Genomic DNA, 21264 nt, shown 5'->3' with positions numbered 1-21264 from the left:
CCCTTCCCCACATAACCGGCCCGGGGCGGGGAGGGGCCGCCCGCGGGGCCAGGGACGGTCATCCGGCACCCGGCCGGCAGGCCAGCGTCGAACGCTCGTTATTCCGCCCTTCCGCTGGCGACGGCGGCGGGTAACCTAAGGACAGTAAGTTCACTTACCATCCTTGGAGGCTGACCTCATGACGGACCGGATCGCAGACATCTGGGGCGAGCGGACACCGCACGGAAGCGGGCAGGCGTGGCCCGAGCGCGTGGACCAGGTTCTGGCGGAGGGGCTGACCGACGGCGACGTGGACCGCTGGGTGCAGTCAGCCTGCGTCCTGTGCAGCAACGGCTGCGGCTGCGACATTGCCGTCAAGGACGGGAAAATGGTGGGCATCCGCGGCCGCGCGCAGGACCGGGTGAACCGCGGCCGACTGGGGCCCAAAGGGCTCTACGGCAGCTGGCAGGGCGAGCAGCACCGGGACCGCCTGACCCGGCCGCTGATCAGGGTGGACGGCGAGCTGGTGGAAACCGACTGGGACACCGCCATGGGCCGCATCGTGGAGCGCAGCAAAGAGCTGCTGGCCAGCAAGGGCCCGCTCAGCCACGGCTTCTACACCAGCGGGCAGCTGTTTCTGGAGGAGTACTACGCGCTGGGCATGCTCGGCAAGGCCGGAATCGGTACGCCGCACATGGACGGCAACACGCGGCTGTGCACGGCCACGGCCGCGGCGGCGCTGAAGGAATCCTTCGGTGCCGACGGCCAGCCGGGCAGCTACACGGACGTCGATGAATGCAGCGCCATCTTCCTCTACGGCCACAACATGGCCGAGACGCAGACGGTCCTCTGGGCGCGCGTGCTGGACCGGCTCGACGGGCCCAACCCGCCAAAGCTCGTGTGTGTCGACCCGCGCGACACGGAGGTGGCCCGGCGCGCCGACGTGCACCTGCCGGTTCATCCGGGCACCAACCTGGCGCTGATGAACGGCCTGGTCCGCGAGCTTTTCGCCAACGGCTGGATCGATGAGGACTACATCGCCGAACACACCGCCAACGTGGAGCAGCTGCGCAGCGTGGTGGAGCCCTGGACCCCGGAGAAGGTGGCGGAAACCTGTGGCGTGCAGGCGGCCGACGTGCGGCGCGCGGCCGAGATCTTCGGCACTGAAGACAGAGTGCTATCCACAGTCCTGCAGGGCTTCTACCAGTCGGCCCACGCGACGGCGTCTGCCTGCCAGGTCAATAACCTGCACCTGCTCCGCGGGATGCTGGGCAGGCCCGGCTGCGGCCTGCTGCAGATGAACGGCCAGCCCACCGCCCAGAACAACAGGGAATGCGGGGCCGACGGCGACCTGCCGGGCTTCCGTAATTGGGAGAACCCGCAGCACGTGCAGGACCTGGCCCGGCTGTGGAACGTGGACCCTGGCATCATCCCGCACTGGGCCCCGCCGACGCACGCCCTGCAGATCTTCCGCTACGTCGAACAGGGCTCCATCGAGCTGCTGTGGATTTCCGCCACGAACCCGGCCGTGTCCATGCCGCAGCTCGAACGCATCCGGCACATCCTGGACAAGGACAGCCTGTTCCTGGTGGTGCAGGACATCTACCTCACAGAAACCGCGCAGTATGCCGACGTCGTCCTCCCCTGCGCCGCCTGGGGCGAGAAGACCGGCACCTTCACCAACGTTGACCGGACCGTCCACCTGTCCGAGAAGGCCGTCGATCCGCCGGGGGAGGCGCGGAGCGACCTCGACGTGTTCCTCGACTATGCCCGCCGGATGGGGTTCACGGACAAGGACGGGCAACCGCTGCTGGACTGGTCCGGCCCCGAGGACGGCTTCGAGGCGTGGAAGGAATGCTCGCGCGGCCGCCCCTGCGACTACACCGGCCTCAGCTACGACAAGCTCCGCGGCGGCAGCGGCATCCAGTGGCCGTGCACCGATGGTCGGCCCGGCGGCACCGAGCGGCTGTACACCGACGGCGAGTTTCCCACCGCGCCGGAGTACTGCGAGTCCTTCGGCCACGACCTCCTCACCGGCGCCACCACGGGCGAAACCCGGTACAAGGCAACGGTGCAGCCCGGGAAGGCCTGGCTCAAGGCCATCGACTACACCCCGCCGCACGAGGAACCCGACGCCGAGTACCCGCTGCGCTACACCACGGGCAGGACGGCCTACCACTTCCACACGCGCACCAAGACCGGCCGCAGCCGCCGGCTCAACGCCGCGGCGCCCGATCCGTGGATCGAGATGTCCGTCGAGGACGCCGCGCGCGCCGGCTGCCAGGAAGGTGACATCGCCCGGGTGACGTCGCGCCGCGGCAGCCTCGAAGTGCCGGTGCGGGTCGGCGACATCCGCCCGGGCACCGTCTTCGCCCCCTTCCACTACGGGTACTGGGACACGTCCGACGGCGGCGCTGCCGCCGGCAGCGGGACCGGGGATCCCGCCGTCGTTCTTAAGTCCGACGGCGGCCCGCACCGGGCCGCGAACGAACTCACCGTCACCGAATGGGACCCGGTGTCCAAGCAGCCGCTGTTCAAGAACGCCGCCGTCCGGGTGGAAAAGCTGCGCAGCGGCGACGGCCCGTCGAAGGCCCCGGACACCACCGCTTCCCGCCGAGCAACAGGAGCCCAGTGATGAAACTTCCCGTCTACATCGGCCTGCTGGACGAGGCGGAGGCCACGCTCGCGTCGTCGTTCCGGGTGGTGGCGGACGGCCACGGTGACGAGCCCGACGTCCACTTCATCCTGCAGACGTTCGCCAAGAAATGCGACGCGCACCGGGAGGCGCTGAAGCCTGTCATCGACCGCTACGGCGAGGACATCGAGGGCGAGGAGGAGCACCGGCTGACGGCCAACGGCGTGAAGGAGGTCCGCTCCGGGCCGCTGGCGTTGATGCTGGACCTGCAGGACCTGTACGTGCTGGTCAACCACATCGACGTCACCTGGATGATGGTGGGGCAGGCCGCCAAGGGGGACCGGGACAAGGAACTCCAGGGCGTCGTGGAGCAGTGCGAGGGCGACTCGGAGGTGGAAATCCGCTGGCTGCAGACCAGGATGAAACAGGCCGCGCCGCAGGCGCTCCTGGTGGCTGAGTGAACCGTGGCTGGATAGCGCCTACCGCGCCGGCACGCCCGCCGGAGTCCGCCGCAGCATCCGGGACCACACCGCGGGGGCCAGCACCACGGCGATTCCGACGGTGGCGCCGATGACCGTTTCCACGATCCGGTCCCGGAGCAGGATGCCCGGTGCGGCCGGGGAGACGAGCAGCGTGGAGGTCAGCGCCAGCGGCGTCACGAAGAGCTGGGCCAGCACGTAGTTCCGGGCAATGAAGAGTTCGGCGCCGAACTGGCAGATGGCGATCACCAGGACCGTCTGCCACGGCACGGGCTGCAGCAGCAGGATGCCCGCGAGGAGGATGAGGCCCAGCACGGTGCCGATGATCCTCTGGACGCCGCGGGCGATGCGGTTCCGCGTGGTGCGTCCCACCAGCGGGACCACGGCCGCCACCATGGCCCAGTAATTGTGGCCAAAGCCGAGCAGCTGGCCCACGAGGGTGGCGATGATGCCGGCGAGCCCCGCTGCCACCAGGTAGCCCAACGCCTCGAGCCCTGCCGCACGTTTCTCGTCCGCGGTAAGCCGGACGGGCGGGGGCATCTCCCACGGGGTCCGGCGGCTCCGCAGCACCCGGGAGGACAGCCCGACGGCCAGGCAAAAAAGCGTGGTCAGGACGGATACCAGCATGCACTGCCACAACGGCGGCTGGTTGGGGATGGACGCGATCGCGGCGAAGGCGAAAATGTGGAACAGCGAGCCCGCCGGCCGGTGGCGCCACCGGGCGATCACCAGCGAGCAGCCACCGGCCACGAGGGTGGTGGCCAGCACCTGCAGCCAGATGCTCGCCGCCTGGGACAGGCCGCCCGCGTGCACCGCGCGGGCGGTCAGCGTGGCGAGCAGGATCACCAGCAGCATGAGCGCACCCGCACGGATCTGGATGAAGAACCGCTTGCGGTGCAGCTCGCCACGGCCATAGATTCCGGTGAATGCACCGAAGGAAGCAAAGATCGCCAGGTCCAGGCGGCCCAGCAGCACCAGGGTGATCAGCGGCACGAAGACGCCCACGGCGCACCGCACGGCGACGTGATGATCCTTGTTTGCCGGGGCAAGGGTGAACATCTCGGCCAGCAGCTTCACGGGGGTTTCGCGCCTTTCGTTGCAGTTTGGAACTGACGACGGCGGCATTGGCGTCCGCTCACCAGCTTAACGGGGGCGGCCCCCGCCTTTCCCGTGGAGGCCGTCTGTTGTCCTGTTGCGTTCGTCTCCCCGACCGGGCCCCTCGGCCGGGGGCCTACTCGGCGGGCCTACCTGGTGGCGTTGGTGCGTGCGTCCACGGTGACCACTTCGAAGGTCTTGGCGTTTAGCACTCCGAACTTGGCGTTGACCGCGGCGAGAGTGTCATCGAAGAGGGCGGCCGTCGTCGGGATGTTGAAGTGCCGGCTGGTGATGACCTCCCGCAGCTTTGCGGTCGATTCATGGAAGTTCACCCGAAGCCTGCTGATCTGGTTGGACATGTTCTGCACGGCCCAGACGGTTTTGCCCTTAACCAGGATGCCGTCGACGTTGGGCACTTTCACGCCCTTGATCGCGGTGCTGGCTCCGCTCCGCGGGCTGACCGTGTAGAGCGCCTGGTTGCCCGAGTGGGCCACCACCAGACGGCCGGCGTCGCGTGAGTAGGCGATGCCGTTGAGGTTGAACTGCTTGCTGGTATCCGCCGCGGGGCCCTTCAGCGTCAGCGTGCGGACGTTGCCGAGGTCGCCGTCGTCGTCAACGGGAATGAAGTACAGCTCACCCTGCCGGGAGTTGGTGAACCAGGCGCCGTGGTCCGTGAGCGCCACGTCGTTGATGAATACGTCCTTCTTCTTGGTCAGCTGATAGGTCTTGACCGTCTTTCCCGTGTCGGTGTTGTACACGTAGGCCTGGCCTGTGGGGCCGCCGGCCACGAACAGCAGATCGTTGTGCCGGTCTACCTTCATGCCCACGGCAATCCTGCCCGCAGGCGCGTCGATGAACCTGGTGGCCTTGTCCCGGCGGATGTCGCCGCGGTAAATGTCCCCGGTGACGAGGTCGCCGGCGAAGAATTTGGTGCTGCCGGCGGCCGCGATGCCTTCGGCGCCCTTGGCCCCGTCCAGCAGGATGACCGGGGCGACGTCGTCCGAACGGGACTGCACCGTCCGGGCCTCTCCGGCGGAGGCGACGGGTGCGGGGACCAGAAGCGCGGCGAGGGCGAGGAACCCTGCGGCTGCAAGGCGGCTGGTACGGCCTGAACTGATGCTGATGGGCATGGCGGTGCTCTCCACGAGTGGACTTTTCCGTGCGAGCAGGCCGTTGTACGGGAGCTCCGCACGCTGGTCTTTTCAGTGTAAGGACCGGGCCGGAGGCTGGCCATAGCCCCGGAACGGGGAAGCCACGCCCGGGCCATAGCCCGAGTTTTTGTCCAGCTATTGGGCGCAAAAGCCCCATCAGCGGCCATTATCTGGACCAAGACTCCAGGCATTCGGGGGATGGTTCGCAGGATCGGAACGCGTGGGCAATCCCCCTGTAACAGCGGCGGGGCAGGCTGGAAGCATGAAGCGCCACGCGACTGCCCCATCCCCCGCCGAACTGAGCTGTGAAGTCTGCGGGCAGATGCCCGAGCCCACCAAGACGCGCCTCACGGTGGCCAATGTCGCCGTCATGCTCCCGATCGAACTGCTGGTGCACGCGCTGGTGGTGCAGACGCACCTGCCCTATGTCGCCAAGGTGCTCGTCCTGACCCTGACGGCCACCGTCCTGGTGATCTGGGTGGCCGAGCCCTCGGCCGCGCGGATCCTGCGGCGGTGGCTCCACGCACCCGCGCTCCGTCACCGCCGGCACCTTGGCACGGCTCCGGCTCTGTGGCGGGCCCGAACCGTGCTCCGCGACGAGCCCGGCGCCCTCAAGCGGATCACCAGGTCCCTGGCGCTGCTGGACACCAACATCCTGGGCATCCACGTGCATCCGGTCCGGGGCGGGGTGTTGGATGAATTCGTGCTGTCCGCCCCGGGAAAAGTCAGCGAGCGCCAGTTGCTGGAGGCCCTGGCGGACGGCGGCGGATGGAACGCGCAGGTCTGGCCCACCACCGCCCTGGCCATGGCCGACGGGCAGACCAAGGCCCTGAGCCTGGCCGCCCGGATCGCCGCCGCTCCCGGGGAGCTGCCACTGGCCGTGGCCGAGCTGCTGTCCGCCCGGATCCTCGACCCCGGCAGCGAGTCAGCCCGCCACGCCCTAATGAATGGCACGGCAACGAACGACGCCGGCACCATGCTGAAGATCCCGACCGCCTGGCACGGACCCATCACCTTTTTCCGTCCCGGCGAGCCGTTCACGCCGGCCGAATCAGCCCGCGCCCACCGGCTCGCGGAGCTCGCCGAAATCCTGGCACACCGGGACGCTCAAGAATCCGGGGACGCTCAAGGAGCCAGGGTCACTTCGGCGCAGGACGGGTCCCCAGCAGCATGTTCAGCCCCCAGCCGATGAGGGTGGTCATGACAACCGCGGCAGCGACAGACGCCAACTGAACCGGCGTGGTGAGGATGCCGAGGCTGATGATCAGCGTCGTCGCTCCCGCCGGCGGATGCGGCATGCCGATCCACGTCAGCGCGAGCGTGGTCAGCGCCACGGACAGGGCCCCGCTGATGACGTGCAGCGGCGTCAGTCCGCCCACGGGAGCCGAGGGCTGGTCCTGCAACCCAAAGGCATAGAGGCACAGGGCCCCTGCCAGCAACCCGACGCCGTGGCCGGCGAGCGCGTTGACCGGCCTCGACGCCTCCTGCTCGGGAGATGAAGGAGCGCGCCGACGACTCCGCAGACTCCCAGGACCACGATCACCAGGGCAGCCGCATACACACCGGCCCCGAGCCCGTGCCATTGGCTTTTCATTCGCTCCAGCAATGAAGCCTGCGCCATCGCCGATCCTCCCGAGTCCCTCAACGCCCTGCATCCGGTGTTGTGGTGACCCGTACCCCCTCAGCCACAGAATTACCCGCGTTCACCAACCAGGACGCAGTCCCGATAGAGCGCGGTCCAGTCAGAACCCGGAGGGGTTGCGGGGCGTGTAGCTCTCTTCGAGGCGCCGGACCTCCGAGTCGGTCAGGGCAATTCCGACGGCGGCAGCGGCGTCGTCAATATGGCGTTCCTTCGTCGCCCCGATGATGGGGGCGGTGACGGCGGACTTGCCCGCGCTCCAGGCCAAAGCGATCTGCGCCATCGGCACGCCGCGTTCATCGGCCACGGCGGCGACGGCGTCGACGATGGCCCTGTTCGCGTCCTCGTCCTGCTTGTACAGCCCCTTGCCGAACTCGTCCGTGTCCTGCCGGATCCCTGAGCCGGCAGCACCCCACGGCCGGGTCAGGTTTCCGCGCGCCAGCGGGCTCCAGGGGATGACTCCCACACCCGTGGCCTGGCAGAACGGGTGCATTTCGCGTTCCTCCTCCCGCTCGAGGAGGTTGTACTGATCCTGCATGGACACAAACCTGGTCCAGCCATGCAGCTCCGCCACATGCTGCATCCGGGCGAACTGCCAGGCCCACATGCTTGACGCCCCGATGTACCGGGCTTTCCCCGCCTTCACGACGTCGTGCAGGGCCTCCATCGTCTCCTCGACCGGTGTCACCGGGTCGTAGCGGTGGATCTGGTACAGGTCGACATAGTCGGTGCCAAGCCGGGTGAGGGACGCGTCGATCTCATGCATGATCGCGGCCCGGCTGAGGCCACCCCCGTTGCGGGCCAGGCGCATCCGGCCGTGGACCTTGGTGGCGATCTGGACCTCCTCACGGGGGGCCAGTTCCTTGAGCAGGGTGCCGGTGATCTCCTCGCTCGAGCCGGCCGAGTACACATTTGCCGTGTCGAAGGTGGTGATCCCCGCCTCGTAAGCGCGCCGCACGAAAGGCCTGGCTTCATCGAGTCCCACGCTCCACCCGTGCGACCCCTTCTCCGGATCGCCGTAGCTCATCATGCCCAGGACCACTGCGCTGATTTCCAGCCCGGAGTTTCCAAGTCGGACCGTCTTCATTCGGTACTTCCTTTCCCTGCCATGCCGTCCTCTGTCGGAGCAGGTCTACATCCGGATTTTGAGCGCCCCGGGCTCCACCCAGATGGACAGGCTCTTGACGGTGCCCATGTGGTCGCCGTCGAGCTGGAACTCCTCCTCGTGCTCCAAGGTCACCTCAATTTTCTTGCCCTGGAAGTACTCGGCGGATTCCTTCTGGTTCTTCTTGCGGCCGAAGATGCCTGCCGCGACGCCCAGCCAGCCGAAGTGCCCCCGGGGGGCCAGGATCAGCAGGTCCAGGATGCCGTCGTCGACCTTCGCCTCCGGGAAAATCTCGATGCCGCCCATGATCCGACCGCAGTTGCCGGCCATGACACTGCGGATCCGCCGCTTGACGGGGTGCTTGCCGTCCACCTTGACCGTGGCCCTGACCGGCTTGCCCGGCAGCTTGCGGATGCCGGCTTCAACGTAAGCGAGCCAGCCCATGCGGTCCTTCAGTGCGTCCACCGTGTCCGCCATGATCGCGGCGTCGTAGCCCACGCCGGCCATCACCAGGAAGACGTTCTCGCCGTCGGACCCGTCAAAGGTGCTCCTGGCGACGTCAATCGTGCGGACGGTGCCGTTCAGGACGTCGTACGCGGCGGAGACGGGATCGGAGATATCCACGCCCATATTGCGGGCCAGCAAGTTGCCCGTGCCTAGCGGCACCATCCCCATCGGCGTATCGGTCCCGGCCAGCGCCTCAGCCACGCACCGCACGGTACCGTCGCCGCCGGCGGCAATAACGACGTCGACCCCCGCCTCCAGCGCCTCGCGGGCCTGGCCCACGCCCGGGTCCTCAACGGTAGTTTCCAGCCACAACGGCTCGGCCCAGCCCTGCGTGTCGCACAGCCGGACCAGCGCGGCGCGGAGGTCGGCGCCAACAGCCTTGGCGGGATTCACGACCACGGCGGCCCGTGGCGGCGAGGAAGCATTCTGGGCGGTCATGGTGTCCTTCGGCTGCTGCGGGCGGGCCCGAAAGCCCCGGAACTCAAATCGTAACCGCGTTCCCGGGATATGGGCACGAACCTAAGTCCATCGACGCGCAGCCGGCGGCCCTCAGCACCCTGCTGTCATCACCCCGGCTCCAGGCCACCAGCGCTGCGGCGGTCCAGGACCGATGCCCCGGCAACGGTCACAATGAGTGCGGCGGCAAGGAACAGTGGGAGCTGCGGCTCCCCCATAATGACGACGCCGGCCGCGGTTGTTCCGGCCGACCCCGCGGTGATCTTGAGGGCACCAACCCAAACAAACACCTGCCCCCGGACCCGCGGCGGAGCAAACTCGCTGCGGGCGGCGAGGGTGGCCGCGAAGAAGTACGAGTTCATGGCTCCCGCAGCTGCATACGCGGCGACTGCGGGCGCAAAGGACCCGGACAAGGCGGCCACCGCGAGCGCCGCGGCCACCAGTCCCGCGAGGCGCGTGACCAGCCGGTCCGCGTTGCCCCGCAGCGGGCGGCACATTACTGCGGCCGAACCGGCCAGGCCGCCCAGCCCGTAAGCGGCCGTCAGGACGCCAGCGGCCGCTGGCTGCACCTGAAACATTGCGGTGGAGGCGACGGCCGCGATTGGCAGGGCGGCAACTGAGAACGCCACGGTCACGGTGAGGTACAGCATCCTCCTCAGGCGGCCCGTTACGGCCATCAGCCGAAGGGTCTGAACCGGCTTCGGAACATCGGCTGCCCGCGCTGCAGGAGGCGCGTACGGCAACAACCGCACGACGGCGGCGGCAACGAATGTGGCCGCCGCCAGGATGAGCGCGGCCGCTGTGGGTCCAGCCAAGGCGGAGACTGCGGCCACGACGCTCGGGCCGATGGTCCCGCCGATCCCGTAGGTGGCCACATCCCACCCCTGGGCCCGGCGCTGGCTGACCTGGTCCGGGCCGGCGATCGCCGGAAGGCGGCTGCTGATGCCGCCGGTCAGCAGGGGGCCCACCAGGCCGGACGTCACGAGCAGAACCCCAGTCACCGCCGGCCACGTCACCGGGTACAGCAGCACGGCAGCCGCCAGGGTGGCGCCGTGCACGACGCACGCCCACGCGATCAGGACGCGGCCGTCGCGGCAGGAGTCCAGGCCCCGCGCCACCAGCGGCCCCAGCAGGTGCGGGGCGGTGATGCAGGCGCCGAGCAGGCCCGCCAGCCAACCTGGTGCCCCGCTGGTTGTGACCATGAGGACAATGGCCACGACGGCCCCTCCGTCCGCGGTGCGCGCCAGCGTCGCGGCCACCACGTAACGGGCCAGTCCGCCGCTTCCGGCGCGGGCCGGGTCGGGTGCCGGCTGACCGCGCTGGGCTGTCCGCCACCCCGGCGCTTCTTGCTCTGCCCGTGGTTTTTGCTCCGCCGCGCCGCGGTTCAGGCTACCCATGCCGCACCTGCTCAGGCGCCCAGTCCGCTGAGGTGCAGGGCTTCCTCGACCCTGGTGCGGCCCTTGGCGTCCAGGCTTTGCAATGGGCGGGGCAGGCATGGCGCCTTCACGAAGCCGAGCACTTCGGCCATGGTGGCAGCGACGCGCAGGCTCCCGTAGGTGCGGAACAACGCCCACACTGGCTCCAGCACGGCCGATGCCTTCAGCGCCGGGTCGGCCTGGCCGGTCTGGCCGGTCTGGGCAAGGTCAACGATTCCCCTGGCAGCTTTGGGAAACAGGCCGGCGATGACCGAGTACCAAACATCGCACCCAGCGAGCAGCGCCTCTGCCGCGGCCCAGTCGCCGCTGATGCCCAGGGAAACACTCTTAGGAACGGCCGCCCGGAGCCGGGCGATGCGGTCCGCGGCCAGGCCCGGCGCCGGGGGCGGGAACTTGATCGACGCGATGCCCGGAAGTTCGGCGATGCGGCCGTGGAGTTCATCGGAGAAAGTGAAGCCTGTGGTGGCCGGATTGTCGTAGACGGCAATCGGAAGATCGGATGCGGATGAGACCTCTTGGTAGAGGCCGTAGACCTCTTCTTCGGTCAGCCGCTGATACGATACCGGCGCCAGCAGCAGACCGGAGGCGCCCGCACTCTCGGCATCTTCGACGCAATCCAGCACATCACGGGTGCGCATGGCACCGACACCTGCCACCACGGGCGTCCCTTGGGCAGCTTCGACGGCGACTCTTACAACCTTGCGGCGTTCCTCGCGCAGCAGGTAGGTGTAGATGCCCGTCGAACCCAGCACACCGATCGAATCCGCCCCGGCACCGGCGCACCGGGAGACCAGCCGCACAAACGCGGCTTCGTCGACGTCGTCCCCGGCGAGCGGAGTAAGGGGAAATGCACAGAGGCCGGTAAACACGAGGCGTGTCCTCTCTTCAGTTGAGCTTTGGTTTTCCTTCATGCTCACAGCCGGATTGGTCCTAGCATAGATCCAAGAATCCCTAAATCAGGAGGACCAAGATCGAAGCCGAACTGCCGCTCGTTCTGGACCACCAAAGCCGCGTTCCGCTTGCCGCCCAGCTGGTCAGCCGCCTCCGGGAAGCGATCCTGGACGGCACCCTGAGTCAGGATCACAGCCTGCCGGCATCGCGGCGCCTTGCCACCGGGCTGGGCGTCTCCCGCGGAGTGGTGGTCCGCGCCTACGAACAGCTTGCCGGCGAGGGCTACCTGGAAAGCCAGGGCTCGGGTGGTACCCGCGTGGCAGTGCGCGCCGACGGCCGGGGCATGGCGTCCGAAGGCACCCAAGAGGCAGCCGGCACCGAGCAGACCGTAACGATCGACCTCACGCCGGGGCGGCCGTCCGGCGCCCCGTTCCGTGACCGTGACTGGCGGGCCGCCTGGCGGAAGGCTGTTGCCGAGCCGGTGGAGGTTGAGCTTCCGGACGCCTTGGGCACCCCGGTCCTCCGCTCTGCCGTGGCAGGTCACCTCGCCGCGTCCCGCGGACTTACGGTGAGTGCCGAGGACGTCATCATCACAGCGGGCACCAGTGACGCCCTGCAGCTGATCGTCGCAGCGTTCCGTGGCCAGGCGGGCGCGCCCCGCGTGCTGATGGAGGACCCCGGTTATCCCACGGCCAGGCGGGTGCTTTCCGCGGCGGGAGCCGCGGTGGAAACCCTTCCGGTTGCTGACGACGGGCTGGAGGCAGCACAGCTTGCGGCTCTTGGTCGCCATCCAGAGGCCATCCTGGTAACGCCCAGCCACCAGTACCCCCTGGGCGGCCGGATGCCCGTGAAGGAACGGCTTGCCCTGCTGGCATGGGCCGAAGCCAATCGCGTGATCATTCTCGAGGACGACTATGACAGCGAGTTCCGGCACCGCAGGATGCTCCTGCCCGCCCTTGCCTCACTGCCTTCCGCGGCCGAAGTCGTTTTGGTAGGCACCTTCTCAAAGTCGCTGAGCCCGTGGCTGCGTTGCGGCTATCTCGTGGTTCGCGGTGCTTCCGGGCAGCGCCTAAAGGACGCGCGGCTTGACCTCGGCACACCCGTTCCCGGGGTGATGCAGTCGGCCTTGGCCACCTACATTGCCGGCGGCGGCCTCGCACGGCACATCGCCCGGGCCCGGCGCCAGTACGCCCACCGCCGCGAACTGCTTCTCGACCGCCTTGGAGGACGGAGAGATGTCCAGTTGGCGGCCCTGGACGGCGGCCTGCACGCCGTCATCCGTCTCCAGCCGAGCGTTCCTGCCGGGCGCCTGGCCGAGGAAGCACTGGCACTGGGGGTTCGGGTCGTGACGCTGGCAAGCTACTTTGCGGAGCGGACGCCGGAGAACGGCCTGGTCATCGGGTATGGCGCCCCGACCGATCTTCAGCTTGCCCGTGCGCTGGACATCATCGCGGGGATACTCGACCGCACGGCCGGCGGCTCCCCGTAAACAACGTAGCTCGTCACCACCAGCGCGGCCGCCGCCGCTGCGCCGCCCAGCGTCGCTGCCCGAGTGCGGGCGTCAGTGGCCGGCCGCGAGGACGATCGCGAGAGTGAGCATGAGCACGGCGACGCCGCCGTCAAGAAAGCGCCACGACGCCGGCCGCGCGAAGAAGCCGCTGAGGCCGCGAGCGCCGTAGCCGATCAGGGGAAACCAGAGTGCGCTGCCGGCGGCCGCCCCTGCCCCGAAGAGCCACTTGCCGGAATCGCCGTGGGTGTTGGCCAGCGAGCCCAGCAGCACCAGCGTGTCGAGGTACACGTGAGGGTTGAGCCAGGTGAGGGCGGCGGCGGTGAGCACCGCCGACCAGACCGTCCCGCTGCCCGGGGAGTCCGCGGCCTCGAGGATCCCGGGCCGCAGGGCGCGCCGGGCGGCGAAAGCTGCGTAGGCGAGGAGGAACGCGGCGCCGACCCACCGCACCACGGCGAGCAGGGCGGGAGCGTTCTGGACGAGTGCCCCGATTCCGGCGACTCCGGCCAGGATCAGGACCGCGTCACTGGCGAGGCACACCAGGACAACTTGCAGGACCGCCTCCCGCTTGAGGCCCTGCCGCAGGACGAACGCGTTCTGGGCGCCGATGGCGATAATGAGGCCGAGCCCGGCGCCGAGCCCGGTCAGGAAGGTGAGCATTCTTCGAAGGTACGATCGGAGAAGGTGAAATGCAATTCACTATTTCTGTAGATTCATTAGAATATCTTCATGGACCTCGACCAGCTCCGCGCGCTTGCCGCCGTCGTCGATCACGAGACCTTCGACGCCGCCGCGAGCGAACTGCGGCTCACGCCCTCAGCCGTGAGCCAGCGCATCAAGGCGCTTGAGCGCTCCGTGGGCAGCGTGCTGGTGCGGCGCCTCAAGCCGGTCCGGCCGACGCCTGCGGGCGAACAGCTCCTCCGTTCCGCGCGCCAGCTCCTGCTCCTCGCGGACGAGGCGGTCCTTGCCCTGCGCGGGCCAGCATCTGCAGAAGAGAACGACGGCGGCGGACTGCCCAGCGCCGAGCGGCTGCGGGTTCCCATCGTGGCCAACGCGGACTCCATCGCGACGTGGCTCCCCGCGGCCTACCAGGAAATTGCTCTCGGCGGCCGGGTGGCCCTCGAGCTGCTGCGCGACGACGAGCACGCCACCGCCGACCTCCTGCGGTCCGGCGACGCCGTAGGCGCGATCACCGCGGATCCCCGGCCGGTGCAGGGATGCACAATCCGCCCCCTCGGCACCATGGTGTACCGGGCCAAAGCGTCGCACGATTTCGTGGCGCGCTGGTTCCCCGACGGGCCCACCCCGGAAGCCCTCGCCGCGGCCCCCGTCATGCAGTACGACCGGAAGGACACCCACCAGCTGGCGGTCCTCGCGGGCGCGGCCCCGGATGCCACTCCCCCACAGCACTACATCCCGGATTCCGTGCAGTTCGTCGAATCAGTTCATGCAGGCCTGGGCTGGGGCATGGTGCCCGACCAGCAGGATCCCGAGCACTCGCTCATTGAGCTCGACCCGGCCTGGAGCGAGGACCTGCGGCTCTACTGGCAGGTGTGGACGCTGGAATCGCCGGGCCTCACGGAGGTGACAAACGCCGTCGTCCGCGCCGCCCAAACCCTGCCGCCGCACCGAAACTAGTTTCTGTGCGGCGGTCCTGTCAGAACAGTGCGGATTCCAGATCCTTCTTTTCGTCAACAATCGGGATATTCTTCGGTGCCGCCGCCCTAACGAACCTTGGTCCGGCCGGGCCATAGGCGTCAGCGGGTTCCGGGAAGAGCCACAGCACCGCGGGATAAAGAACCGCAGCCAAGCCAATGGAAACGGGGATACTTAGGTCCACTCCCGCGGCGAGGTTGCCGAGAGCACCGACGAACTGGTTTGGAACGTTCACGAACATGATTCCCATAACTGCGGAGAAGATCCAGACGCCCATAGCACGCCAGTTCCACCCACCGTTGAACCAGTATCGGCCACCGACCTGGCGGCGGTTGAAAACCTGGAGGGAGTCGGCGTCGTACCAGCCCCGCCGCGTCACGTACCCGATCATCATCATGATCATCCAAGGAGCCGTACAGGTGATGATGAGCACCGCGAACGTGGCGATGCTCTGCACTATGTTGAAGGCGAAGCGGCCCACAAAGATGAAGACGATGGCGATGGACCCGATGAACAACGTGGCCTGGACGCGGGAGAACCTGGGAAAGACGCTGGAGAAGTCGAGGCCCGTTCCGTAAAGCGCGGTGGTGCCCGTGGACATGCCCCCTACCAGCGCAATGAGGCACACCGGCAGGAAGTACCACGCAGGGGAAACAGCCAGCAGCCCGCCCACGTAGTCTGAGTTCTCGAAGAACGCCGGCGCCTTCGTGGCAATGATGGTGGCCGTGACCAGCCCGAAGCCAAACGGCACCAGAGTGGCAACCTGGGCGAGGAAAGCAGCAGTCATGACCTTTCGCTTAGGAGTCTCGGCCGGGATGTACCGGGACCAGTCGCCCAGGAACGCGCCGAAGGAGACCGGGTTGGACATGACGATCAGCGCCGATCCTATAAAGGATGGCCAGAACAGGGCGCTGGCAGCGGAGTCCGCCCCCGGCCCGAACGTCCCGGCGTAGGACGGGTCAAACGCACCCGCAAACGCAACGATGCCGAGCAGGAACAGCAGGGACGCGGCTACCACCGCGATCTTGTTGACCCAGAGCATGAAACGGAACCCATAGATGCACACGGTCAGGATCAGAACAGCAAAGACGCCGTAGGCGAGGCTTAGCGTCACCGCGTTTTGGGGCAGGCCGACGAGGCGGTTCGCACCCCCTACCAGCGCGTCCCCTGAACTCCACACAGAGATCGAGAAGAACGCGAACGCCGTCAGGAGTGACAAAAAGGACCCCACAACACGGCCATGCACGCCCAGATGCCCGGACGACGAAACGGCATTGTTCATCCCGTTGGTCGGGCCAAAAACAGCCATCGGGCACAGTATCAGGCCGCCAACCACTACGCCCAGGACCGTGGCCACCAGTGCGTCCTTGAAGGACAGCCCAAAGAGGATCGGAAACGATCCCAGGACCACCGTGGCAAAGGTGTTTGCACCGCCAAACACCAGACGGAACAAGTCCAGCGGTTTCGCCGTCCTGTCGGCGGCGGGAATCGGTTCGATGCCATGCTTTTCGACTTCAGTCACGGCAGGGGCTTTGGAATTTGATGTCATTAGATCGCCTTCGAGCTAACAGGCGACGAAGAAAGGTGCTCGTGAATGGCGAGCACTCTGCCAGTCTCCGTCCTGGCGAAAATGATGGTCTCCCTCTCAAGAAGGGTCTCTTTTGTGCCAGAAACGTCGATGACGGTTTCGACATCATGGCTGAACACGGCCAATGGGCCAGCAATCTGGATGTGTGCATTAGAACTTGCGCATTCTGCGACCCGCCAACCATCCTCGAGCCACCTCTGCCACAGGGAGCGGTATTCTCCACGCGAACTCAGGCGGTCTGGTTCGGAATGGAAGACGAAAGTCGCGTCGGGCGCGAAACAGTCGAAGTAGCGGTCAGTGTCGGTGGCCGCGAAGGCGGTCATCAGCCTCTGCGCTGCTGACTCGACCTCGGCGGTGGTGATTAAGTCCACGGGAGCTCACTCTCGGCGTTGCTTGCAAGGTTTCAGCCGTGACGTGGCCCAGCTCACATCCGGTCAGGTTGCCAGTTAACCGGACGGGTATCTTCTAGTCAACATTTGTTGCGTGGAAGTGACTTTTGTGGCGCGATGCTGTTGGTTGATCGCATTGTCGGATCCGGAGGGTTCTCACCGCACGCCCGCGCGTCTGTCCCAGTGCTCCAGCGGGGCCACAGGTATCCACTAGCCGCCAAACGCAACAGCGGCGGGTGCTGATGCACCCGCCGCTGTTGTGTGTTCCGTACCGCCCGTCAGGCGTTCATTCGTAGTTAGGCGTTCACCCGCACGTAGGTGGAGCCGGTGAGCCAGGAGGCCGGGTGCACGATGGTTTCGTTGACCCCATTCATGCCGCTGCTGATGGCCTGGCCGCCGCCGATGTAGACGCCGACGTGTCCGGCGCTGATCATCAGGTCGCCGGGCTGCGGGGCGGAGACGGGAGTGCCGTACTGGTAGAACTGCGTGGGCGCGAGGTCTCCGACGGACTTGCCGACGGAGCGCAGTGCCTGTTCCACCAGGATGGTGCAGTCCTGGGTGGCGCCGAGCTGTGCCCTGGCAGAGGCCACAATGGCTCCGCCCACACCACTGGCTGACTGGGTTGCAGCCGCCGGTGTAATCGAGGCGGAGGCGTTGTAGATTCCCATACCGGAGGGCGCGGGGGCTGCCGGTGCCGGAGCCGCGGGAACTGCCGGAGCGGCAGGAACCTCAGGCACGGCCGGTGCTGCCGGAGCCGCAGGTACTGCGGGAGCCGCGACTGCACCCGGTCCCGGGATGAGGATCTGGTCGCCGGGGTAAATGACAGACGCCAAGGACAGGCCGTTCTCTGCGAGGAGTGCATCGAGGCTGACACCATGGCGTGCTGCGATGGCACCAAGGGTGTCGCCGGACACAACGGTGTGCGACGCGCCGGCAACAGCAGATCCGCCGCTTGCCGGCGCTGGGGCTGCCGGGGCGGGGACGGCCTGGGTGGGTGCTGCCAGCGCCTGGCCAGCTGCGGACTGGACAGCAGCGGCGGCATCCGGCGTCTCCGGAGCGTAGGCACCTGCGTGTGCGGGTGCTCCGGCGCCGAAGAGGAGTCCGGAAGCGACAGCGGCGGCGGCCGCCGGCTTGGCAACCGAGGCAGCGTTGGACTTGAGGGAATACTGCAGGCCCTGCAAAGCGATGGACGTCGTCGGGGTGGCGCGATGGCGCGCCGCGGTGTACTTACGTGACATGGTTGATGTGCCTCTCCCATGCCTGCGGGGTGAGCTGTCGGGTTCGGATGGGAGTCACCCGGTCCTGTCCGCCGCTAGGCGGTGCGTCTGGACTTAACCCCTAGGCCTTGGCTTGCAAGGCCGGTACAAAGGTGGTTCCCCCGTCCCTGCCTGTTGGTTATAGCGAACGGATCCCGGTCAGCGGCAGGGCTCGGCATTCTGCACGGGAATGCCCTGAGCGGAACCAGGGCACCGGCCGAGGCTATCGCACTCATGCCCCAAAAGTCACATTTCAGTAACGCGGGTGTGTCGGCAAACGTGTGGACGACCCACGGATGCTGCACCTTAGAGGGCCTTCACCGCCCCCAGCACCTTCGTCAGGGACTCCTTGGCGTCGCCGAACAGCAGGGTGGTCTGCGGTTCGAACATGAGATCGTTCTCGATCCCCGCGAACCCGGGGCGCATGGAGCGCTTGAGGAACACCACCTGCCGCGCGTCCGCCACCTCAAGGATCGGCATCCCGTAGATCGGCGAGCCGGCGGTCGTCTTGGCGGCGGGGTTCACGACGTCGTTCGCGCCCACCACCAGCGCGACGTCGGCGGTGCGGAACTCGGAGTTGATCTCGCCCATTTCCTTGAGCGATTCATAGGGCACATTGGCTTCGGCGAGGAGCACGTTCATGTGCCCGGGCATTCGTCCTGCCACGGGATGGATGGCGAAGTCCACGCGGGTACCCCGGGACTCCAGGGCCTGCGCCAGCTCCGCGGCGGTGTGCTGTCCCTGTGCGACGGCCAGCCCGTAACCGGGGACGATGATCACGCGCTGCGCGTAGCCCAGCAGCACGGCCACGTCCTCCGGGCTCGACGAGCGGACCGGACGGTCGCTCACGGCGGTGGATCCCGCCGTCGAACCTCCCCGGAACGCGCCGAACAGGATGCCGGCCACGCTGCGGCCCATGGCCGCGGCCATCGCCCGGGTGAGGATGGTGCCGGACGCCCCCACCAGGGTGCCGGCGACCACCAGGAGCACGTTGCCCAGCACCAGGCCGGAAGCCGCAACCGCCAGGCCGGTGAAGGCGTTGAGCAGCGAGATGACGATCGGCACGTCGGCGCCGCCCACCGGCAGCACCAGCAGCACGCCTGCCACCAGGCCCAGCAGGAGGAGCAGGAGGGCCAGGACCAGCGAACCCCCAAGCACGACGGCGGCAGCCGCGCCCACCGCTGCGAGCAGCACCGCGCCCATGAGCACCGGCAGGCCGGGGAACACCACGGGGCGGGTGGTCATGAGCTCCTGCAGCTTCGCGAACGTCACGGCAGAACCCGCGAAGGACACCGCCCCCACCAGCAGGGTGAACACGACGGCGACACGCACCCAGGCGTCCTCCGCATGCGGCAGTTCCAGCAGCGCCACGAGGGCGGCGGCGCCGCCGCCCACCCCGTTGAAGAGGGCGACGAGCTGCGGCATCTGGGTCATCCTGACGCGCCTGGCCACGGGGGCTGCCACGCCGGAGCCCACCACAATGGCCCCAAGGATCAGGGGGACGTTGTCCAGCCGGGTCGAGAAAAAGACTGTGACGACGGCGACCACCGCACCAAAGGCGCCGATGAGGTTGCCCCGGCGGGCGGTGCGCGGGGAATTCAGGCCCTTCAGCGCCAGGATGAAGAAGACGGCGGCCGCGAGGTAGAGCAGGGCGGTGACGTTGGGGTCGAGGAGGGTCACCGAGTGGCCTCCGTGTTCTCCTTGGTCTCACCGCGGGTGTCGCCTGCACCTGGCTTGGCACCTGGCTTGGCCGGTTTATCCGGCTTGCGGCCGCGGAACATCTCGAGCATGCGGTCCGTCACCACAAAGCCGCCCACCAGGTTCGCTGTGGCAAGCACCACGGCCAGCAGCGCCACCGCGAGGACCCAGGGGTGCGTGGCCTGGCCGGCGACGATGATGGCGCCCACCAGGATGATCCCGTGGATCGCGTTCGCACCGGACATCAGGGGCGTATGCAGGGTGCTGGAAACCTTGGACACCACTTCGAAGCCGACAAACACCGCAAGCACGGTGATGGTCAGCAGGCTGATGCCGTCCATCAGACCACCCCTTCGTTTTCCGACGCCTTCACTGGGTCATTCGCCAACTCGTCGGCGAGTTCGTTGTCCGGCACGTCGGCAGTGCCCTCCTCGGGCGTCGCTTGTGGCGCCTCGCCTGACGCGCCGTCCGGTGCGTTCCCGGGCGCGTTCTCCGCGGCGAGCACCGCTAGAGCCTCCGCCGTCGACGGGTGCCGCACCACGCCGTCGTGCGTCAGGCACGCACCTGCTATCACGTCGTCGTCGAAATCCGGGGCCACCGTCCCGTCCCGCGTCATCAGTGCCAGCAGGTTGGCCACGTTCTTCGCGTAGAGCCGGGAGGCGTCCGTGGGCATGGCCGACGGCGCGTCCTTGAGGCCGACGACGGCCACGGTCCCCTTTCCGTCGGCCGTGGGGACGTGGATGTCCCGGCCGGCCACGGACCCCTCGACATTGCCGCCGGACTCCGCGGCAAGGTCGACGACGACGGACCCGGGGCGCATGCCCTGCACCATTTCACGGGTCACCAGGAGCGGGGCGTGCCTGCCGGGAACGGCCGCCGTCGTGATCAGGACGTCGGCATCGGCGACGTGCGGTGCCAGCAGCTGCCGCTGCAGGGCACCGCGGTCGGCGGTGAGCTCGCGGGCGTACCCGCCGGACGCCTCTGCGGTCTCCAGATCCAGCTTGATGAAGGTGCCGCCCATGGACGTGACCTCTTCCGCGGAGGACGGCCGGATGTCGTTGGCGGAGACGCGGGCGCCGAGCCGCTTCGCCGTCCCGATCGCCTGCAGCCCGGCCACGCCGACGCCGAGCACCAGCACCCGCGCGGGCGGGACGGTTCCGGCGGCTGTCATGTAGAGCGGGAAGAAGCGGGGCAGGCGGATGGCGGCTTCGAGGACGCAGCGGTAGCCGGCCACGAGGGCCTGCGAGGACAGGGCGTCCATGGACTGGGCCCGGGAGATGCGCGGCACGAGTTCCAGTGCGAAGGACGTGACCCCGCCTTCGGCGAGCGCCCTGACGGTGGCGAGTTCGGACGACGGCGAGGCCAGGCCCACGGTGACGGCACCGCGCTTCAGGGCTGTCGCCGTCGGAAGTTCCAGCGGACGGACGTGGGCGAGGATGTCCAGCCGGGCGGGATCGAGGTCGTCAACGATGTGGGCGCCGGCCTGGCGGTAATCGTCGTCGGCATGCCCGGCGGAAACACCCGCCCGGGATTCGACCAGCACCTCCAGGCCCAGTCCGGCCAGCTGTTTTACGGTTTCCGGCGTCGCAGCGACCCGCCGCTCACCTTCCCGGCGCTCCCGCGCTATCCCCAGCTTCACCCGCCACATCCCTTCCAACGGATGCAGCGGCGCTTCTGCTCTTTTGGGTTCCCGCCGGGGCGGGGTTGACGGAGCGGCGCTGCTGCACGTAGTTGGCTAGAGTCTATGGCCCAAGGGCGCGTGGCGGGAGGGTGGCGGGCCGCTTAGAGGTATCCGCG

Annotated in this window: 19 protein-coding genes and 1 riboswitch; of the genes, 5 read left to right on the top strand and 14 right to left on the bottom strand. The window is 68.0% G+C overall.

The features are described 5' to 3' along the window. Positions 1 to 178: 178 nt before the first annotated feature. The gene (locus tag G9E11_RS03590) at positions 179 to 2614 is read left to right on the top strand and encodes a molybdopterin oxidoreductase family protein (protein WP_190602965.1); all 2436 of its coding nucleotides are present in this window, start codon (positions 179 to 181) and stop codon (positions 2612 to 2614) included. Further along, a complete protein-coding gene (locus G9E11_RS03585; RefSeq protein WP_190602963.1) occupies positions 2614 to 3075 on the top strand; it encodes a hypothetical protein in 462 nt (153 codons plus the stop codon). The genes G9E11_RS03590 and G9E11_RS03585 overlap by 1 nt, the downstream gene beginning before the upstream one ends. An 18-nt stretch (positions 3076 to 3093) precedes the next feature. On the opposite strand, the gene G9E11_RS03580 is transcribed toward G9E11_RS03585, so the two are convergent. Further along, positions 3094 to 4170, bottom strand: coding sequence for an FUSC family protein (locus G9E11_RS03580; protein ID WP_190602960.1), 1077 nt, complete (start codon positions 4168 to 4170; stop codon positions 3094 to 3096). Positions 4171 to 4337: 167 nt separating this feature from the next. Next, positions 4338 to 5333 carry an SMP-30/gluconolactonase/LRE family protein gene (locus tag G9E11_RS03575; RefSeq protein WP_190602959.1) on the bottom strand — a complete coding sequence of 332 codons (996 nt, stop codon included), beginning with the start codon at positions 5331 to 5333 and terminating at the stop codon, positions 4338 to 4340. 268 nt (positions 5334 to 5601) lie between these two features. Between G9E11_RS03575 and G9E11_RS03570 the strand changes: the two genes are divergently transcribed. Then, positions 5602 to 6531: an ACT domain-containing protein gene (locus tag G9E11_RS03570; RefSeq protein WP_246468661.1), complete on the top strand. Its 930-nt coding sequence runs from the start codon at positions 5602 to 5604 to the stop codon at positions 6529 to 6531. On the opposite strand, the gene G9E11_RS03565 is transcribed toward G9E11_RS03570, so the two are convergent. From G9E11_RS03565 to G9E11_RS03545, 5 genes are all read right to left on the bottom strand, one after another. Further along, entirely contained in the window at positions 6479 to 6922 is a 444-nt protein-coding gene (locus G9E11_RS03565) for an HPP family protein (RefSeq protein WP_190602957.1), read from the bottom strand. The genes G9E11_RS03570 and G9E11_RS03565 overlap by 53 nt on opposite strands. Before the next feature lie 159 nt (positions 6923 to 7081). Further along, complete coding sequence (locus G9E11_RS03560; RefSeq protein ID WP_190602954.1) at positions 7082 to 8065, bottom strand: aldo/keto reductase; 984 nt, start codon at positions 8063 to 8065, stop codon at positions 7082 to 7084. 45 nt (positions 8066 to 8110) lie between these two features. Continuing rightward, on the bottom strand, positions 8111 to 9028 hold the full coding sequence (locus G9E11_RS03555) for a diacylglycerol/lipid kinase family protein (RefSeq protein ID WP_190602952.1): 918 nt from the start codon (positions 9026 to 9028) through the stop codon (positions 8111 to 8113). Positions 9029 to 9156: 128 nt separating this feature from the next. Continuing rightward, positions 9157 to 10443: an MFS transporter gene (locus tag G9E11_RS03550; RefSeq protein WP_190602951.1), complete on the bottom strand. Its 1287-nt coding sequence runs from the start codon at positions 10441 to 10443 to the stop codon at positions 9157 to 9159. A gap of 11 nt (positions 10444 to 10454) precedes the next feature. Continuing rightward, positions 10455 to 11351 (bottom strand): dihydrodipicolinate synthase family protein, encoded by an 897-nt coding sequence (locus tag G9E11_RS03545; protein ID WP_190602950.1) that lies wholly within the window; start codon positions 11349 to 11351, stop codon positions 10455 to 10457. A gap of 86 nt (positions 11352 to 11437) precedes the next feature. Here G9E11_RS03545 and pdxR point away from each other — a divergent pair, with 86 nt between their 5' ends. After that, entirely contained in the window at positions 11438 to 12862 is a 1425-nt protein-coding gene (gene pdxR, locus G9E11_RS03540; protein ID WP_311764300.1) for a MocR-like pyridoxine biosynthesis transcription factor PdxR, read from the top strand. A gap of 72 nt (positions 12863 to 12934) precedes the next feature. On the opposite strand, the gene G9E11_RS03535 is transcribed toward pdxR, so the two are convergent. Next, positions 12935 to 13540 carry a LysE/ArgO family amino acid transporter gene (locus G9E11_RS03535; protein WP_190602949.1) on the bottom strand — a complete coding sequence of 202 codons (606 nt, stop codon included), beginning with the start codon at positions 13538 to 13540 and terminating at the stop codon, positions 12935 to 12937. Between the two features lie 69 nt (positions 13541 to 13609). On the opposite strand from G9E11_RS03535, the gene G9E11_RS03530 reads away from it, so the two are divergent. Continuing rightward, positions 13610 to 14518, top strand: coding sequence for a LysR family transcriptional regulator ArgP (locus G9E11_RS03530; RefSeq protein WP_190602948.1), 909 nt, complete (start codon positions 13610 to 13612; stop codon positions 14516 to 14518). A gap of 19 nt (positions 14519 to 14537) precedes the next feature. Here the strand turns inward: G9E11_RS03530 and G9E11_RS03525 are convergent, their stop codons facing one another. The 6 genes from G9E11_RS03525 to G9E11_RS03500 form a co-directional block, all read right to left on the bottom strand. Beyond that, the gene (locus G9E11_RS03525) at positions 14538 to 16085 is read right to left on the bottom strand and encodes a purine-cytosine permease family protein (protein ID WP_190602947.1); all 1548 of its coding nucleotides are present in this window, start codon (positions 16083 to 16085) and stop codon (positions 14538 to 14540) included. Beyond that, positions 16085 to 16495 (bottom strand): YybH family protein, encoded by a 411-nt coding sequence (locus G9E11_RS03520; protein WP_190602946.1) that lies wholly within the window; start codon positions 16493 to 16495, stop codon positions 16085 to 16087. The genes G9E11_RS03525 and G9E11_RS03520 overlap by 1 nt, the downstream gene beginning before the upstream one ends. Positions 16496 to 16809: 314 nt before the next feature. Then, the gene (locus G9E11_RS03515) at positions 16810 to 17751 is read right to left on the bottom strand and encodes a C40 family peptidase (RefSeq protein WP_190602945.1); all 942 of its coding nucleotides are present in this window, start codon (positions 17749 to 17751) and stop codon (positions 16810 to 16812) included. Positions 17752 to 17755: 4 nt separating this feature from the next. Beyond that, a riboswitch (cyclic di-AMP (ydaO/yuaA leader) is annotated at positions 17756 to 17926 on the bottom strand. 149 nt (positions 17927 to 18075) lie between these two features. Then, on the bottom strand, positions 18076 to 19449 hold the full coding sequence (locus tag G9E11_RS03510) for an NAD(P)(+) transhydrogenase (Re/Si-specific) subunit beta (RefSeq protein ID WP_190602944.1): 1374 nt from the start codon (positions 19447 to 19449) through the stop codon (positions 18076 to 18078). Continuing rightward, complete coding sequence (locus G9E11_RS03505; protein ID WP_190602942.1) at positions 19446 to 19808, bottom strand: NAD(P) transhydrogenase subunit alpha part 2; 363 nt, start codon at positions 19806 to 19808, stop codon at positions 19446 to 19448. Before G9E11_RS03505 ends, G9E11_RS03510 begins: the two co-directional genes overlap by 4 nt. Further along, positions 19808 to 21106, bottom strand: coding sequence for a Re/Si-specific NAD(P)(+) transhydrogenase subunit alpha (locus G9E11_RS03500; protein ID WP_190602940.1), 1299 nt, complete (start codon positions 21104 to 21106; stop codon positions 19808 to 19810). The genes G9E11_RS03505 and G9E11_RS03500 overlap by 1 nt, the downstream gene beginning before the upstream one ends. Positions 21107 to 21264 lie beyond the last annotated feature (158 nt).

The organism is Arthrobacter ipis (assembly GCF_014694315.1).
GTDB lineage: Bacteria > Actinomycetota > Actinomycetes > Actinomycetales > Micrococcaceae > Arthrobacter > Arthrobacter ipis.
This window is presented reverse-complemented; position numbering and strand designations above follow the sequence as displayed.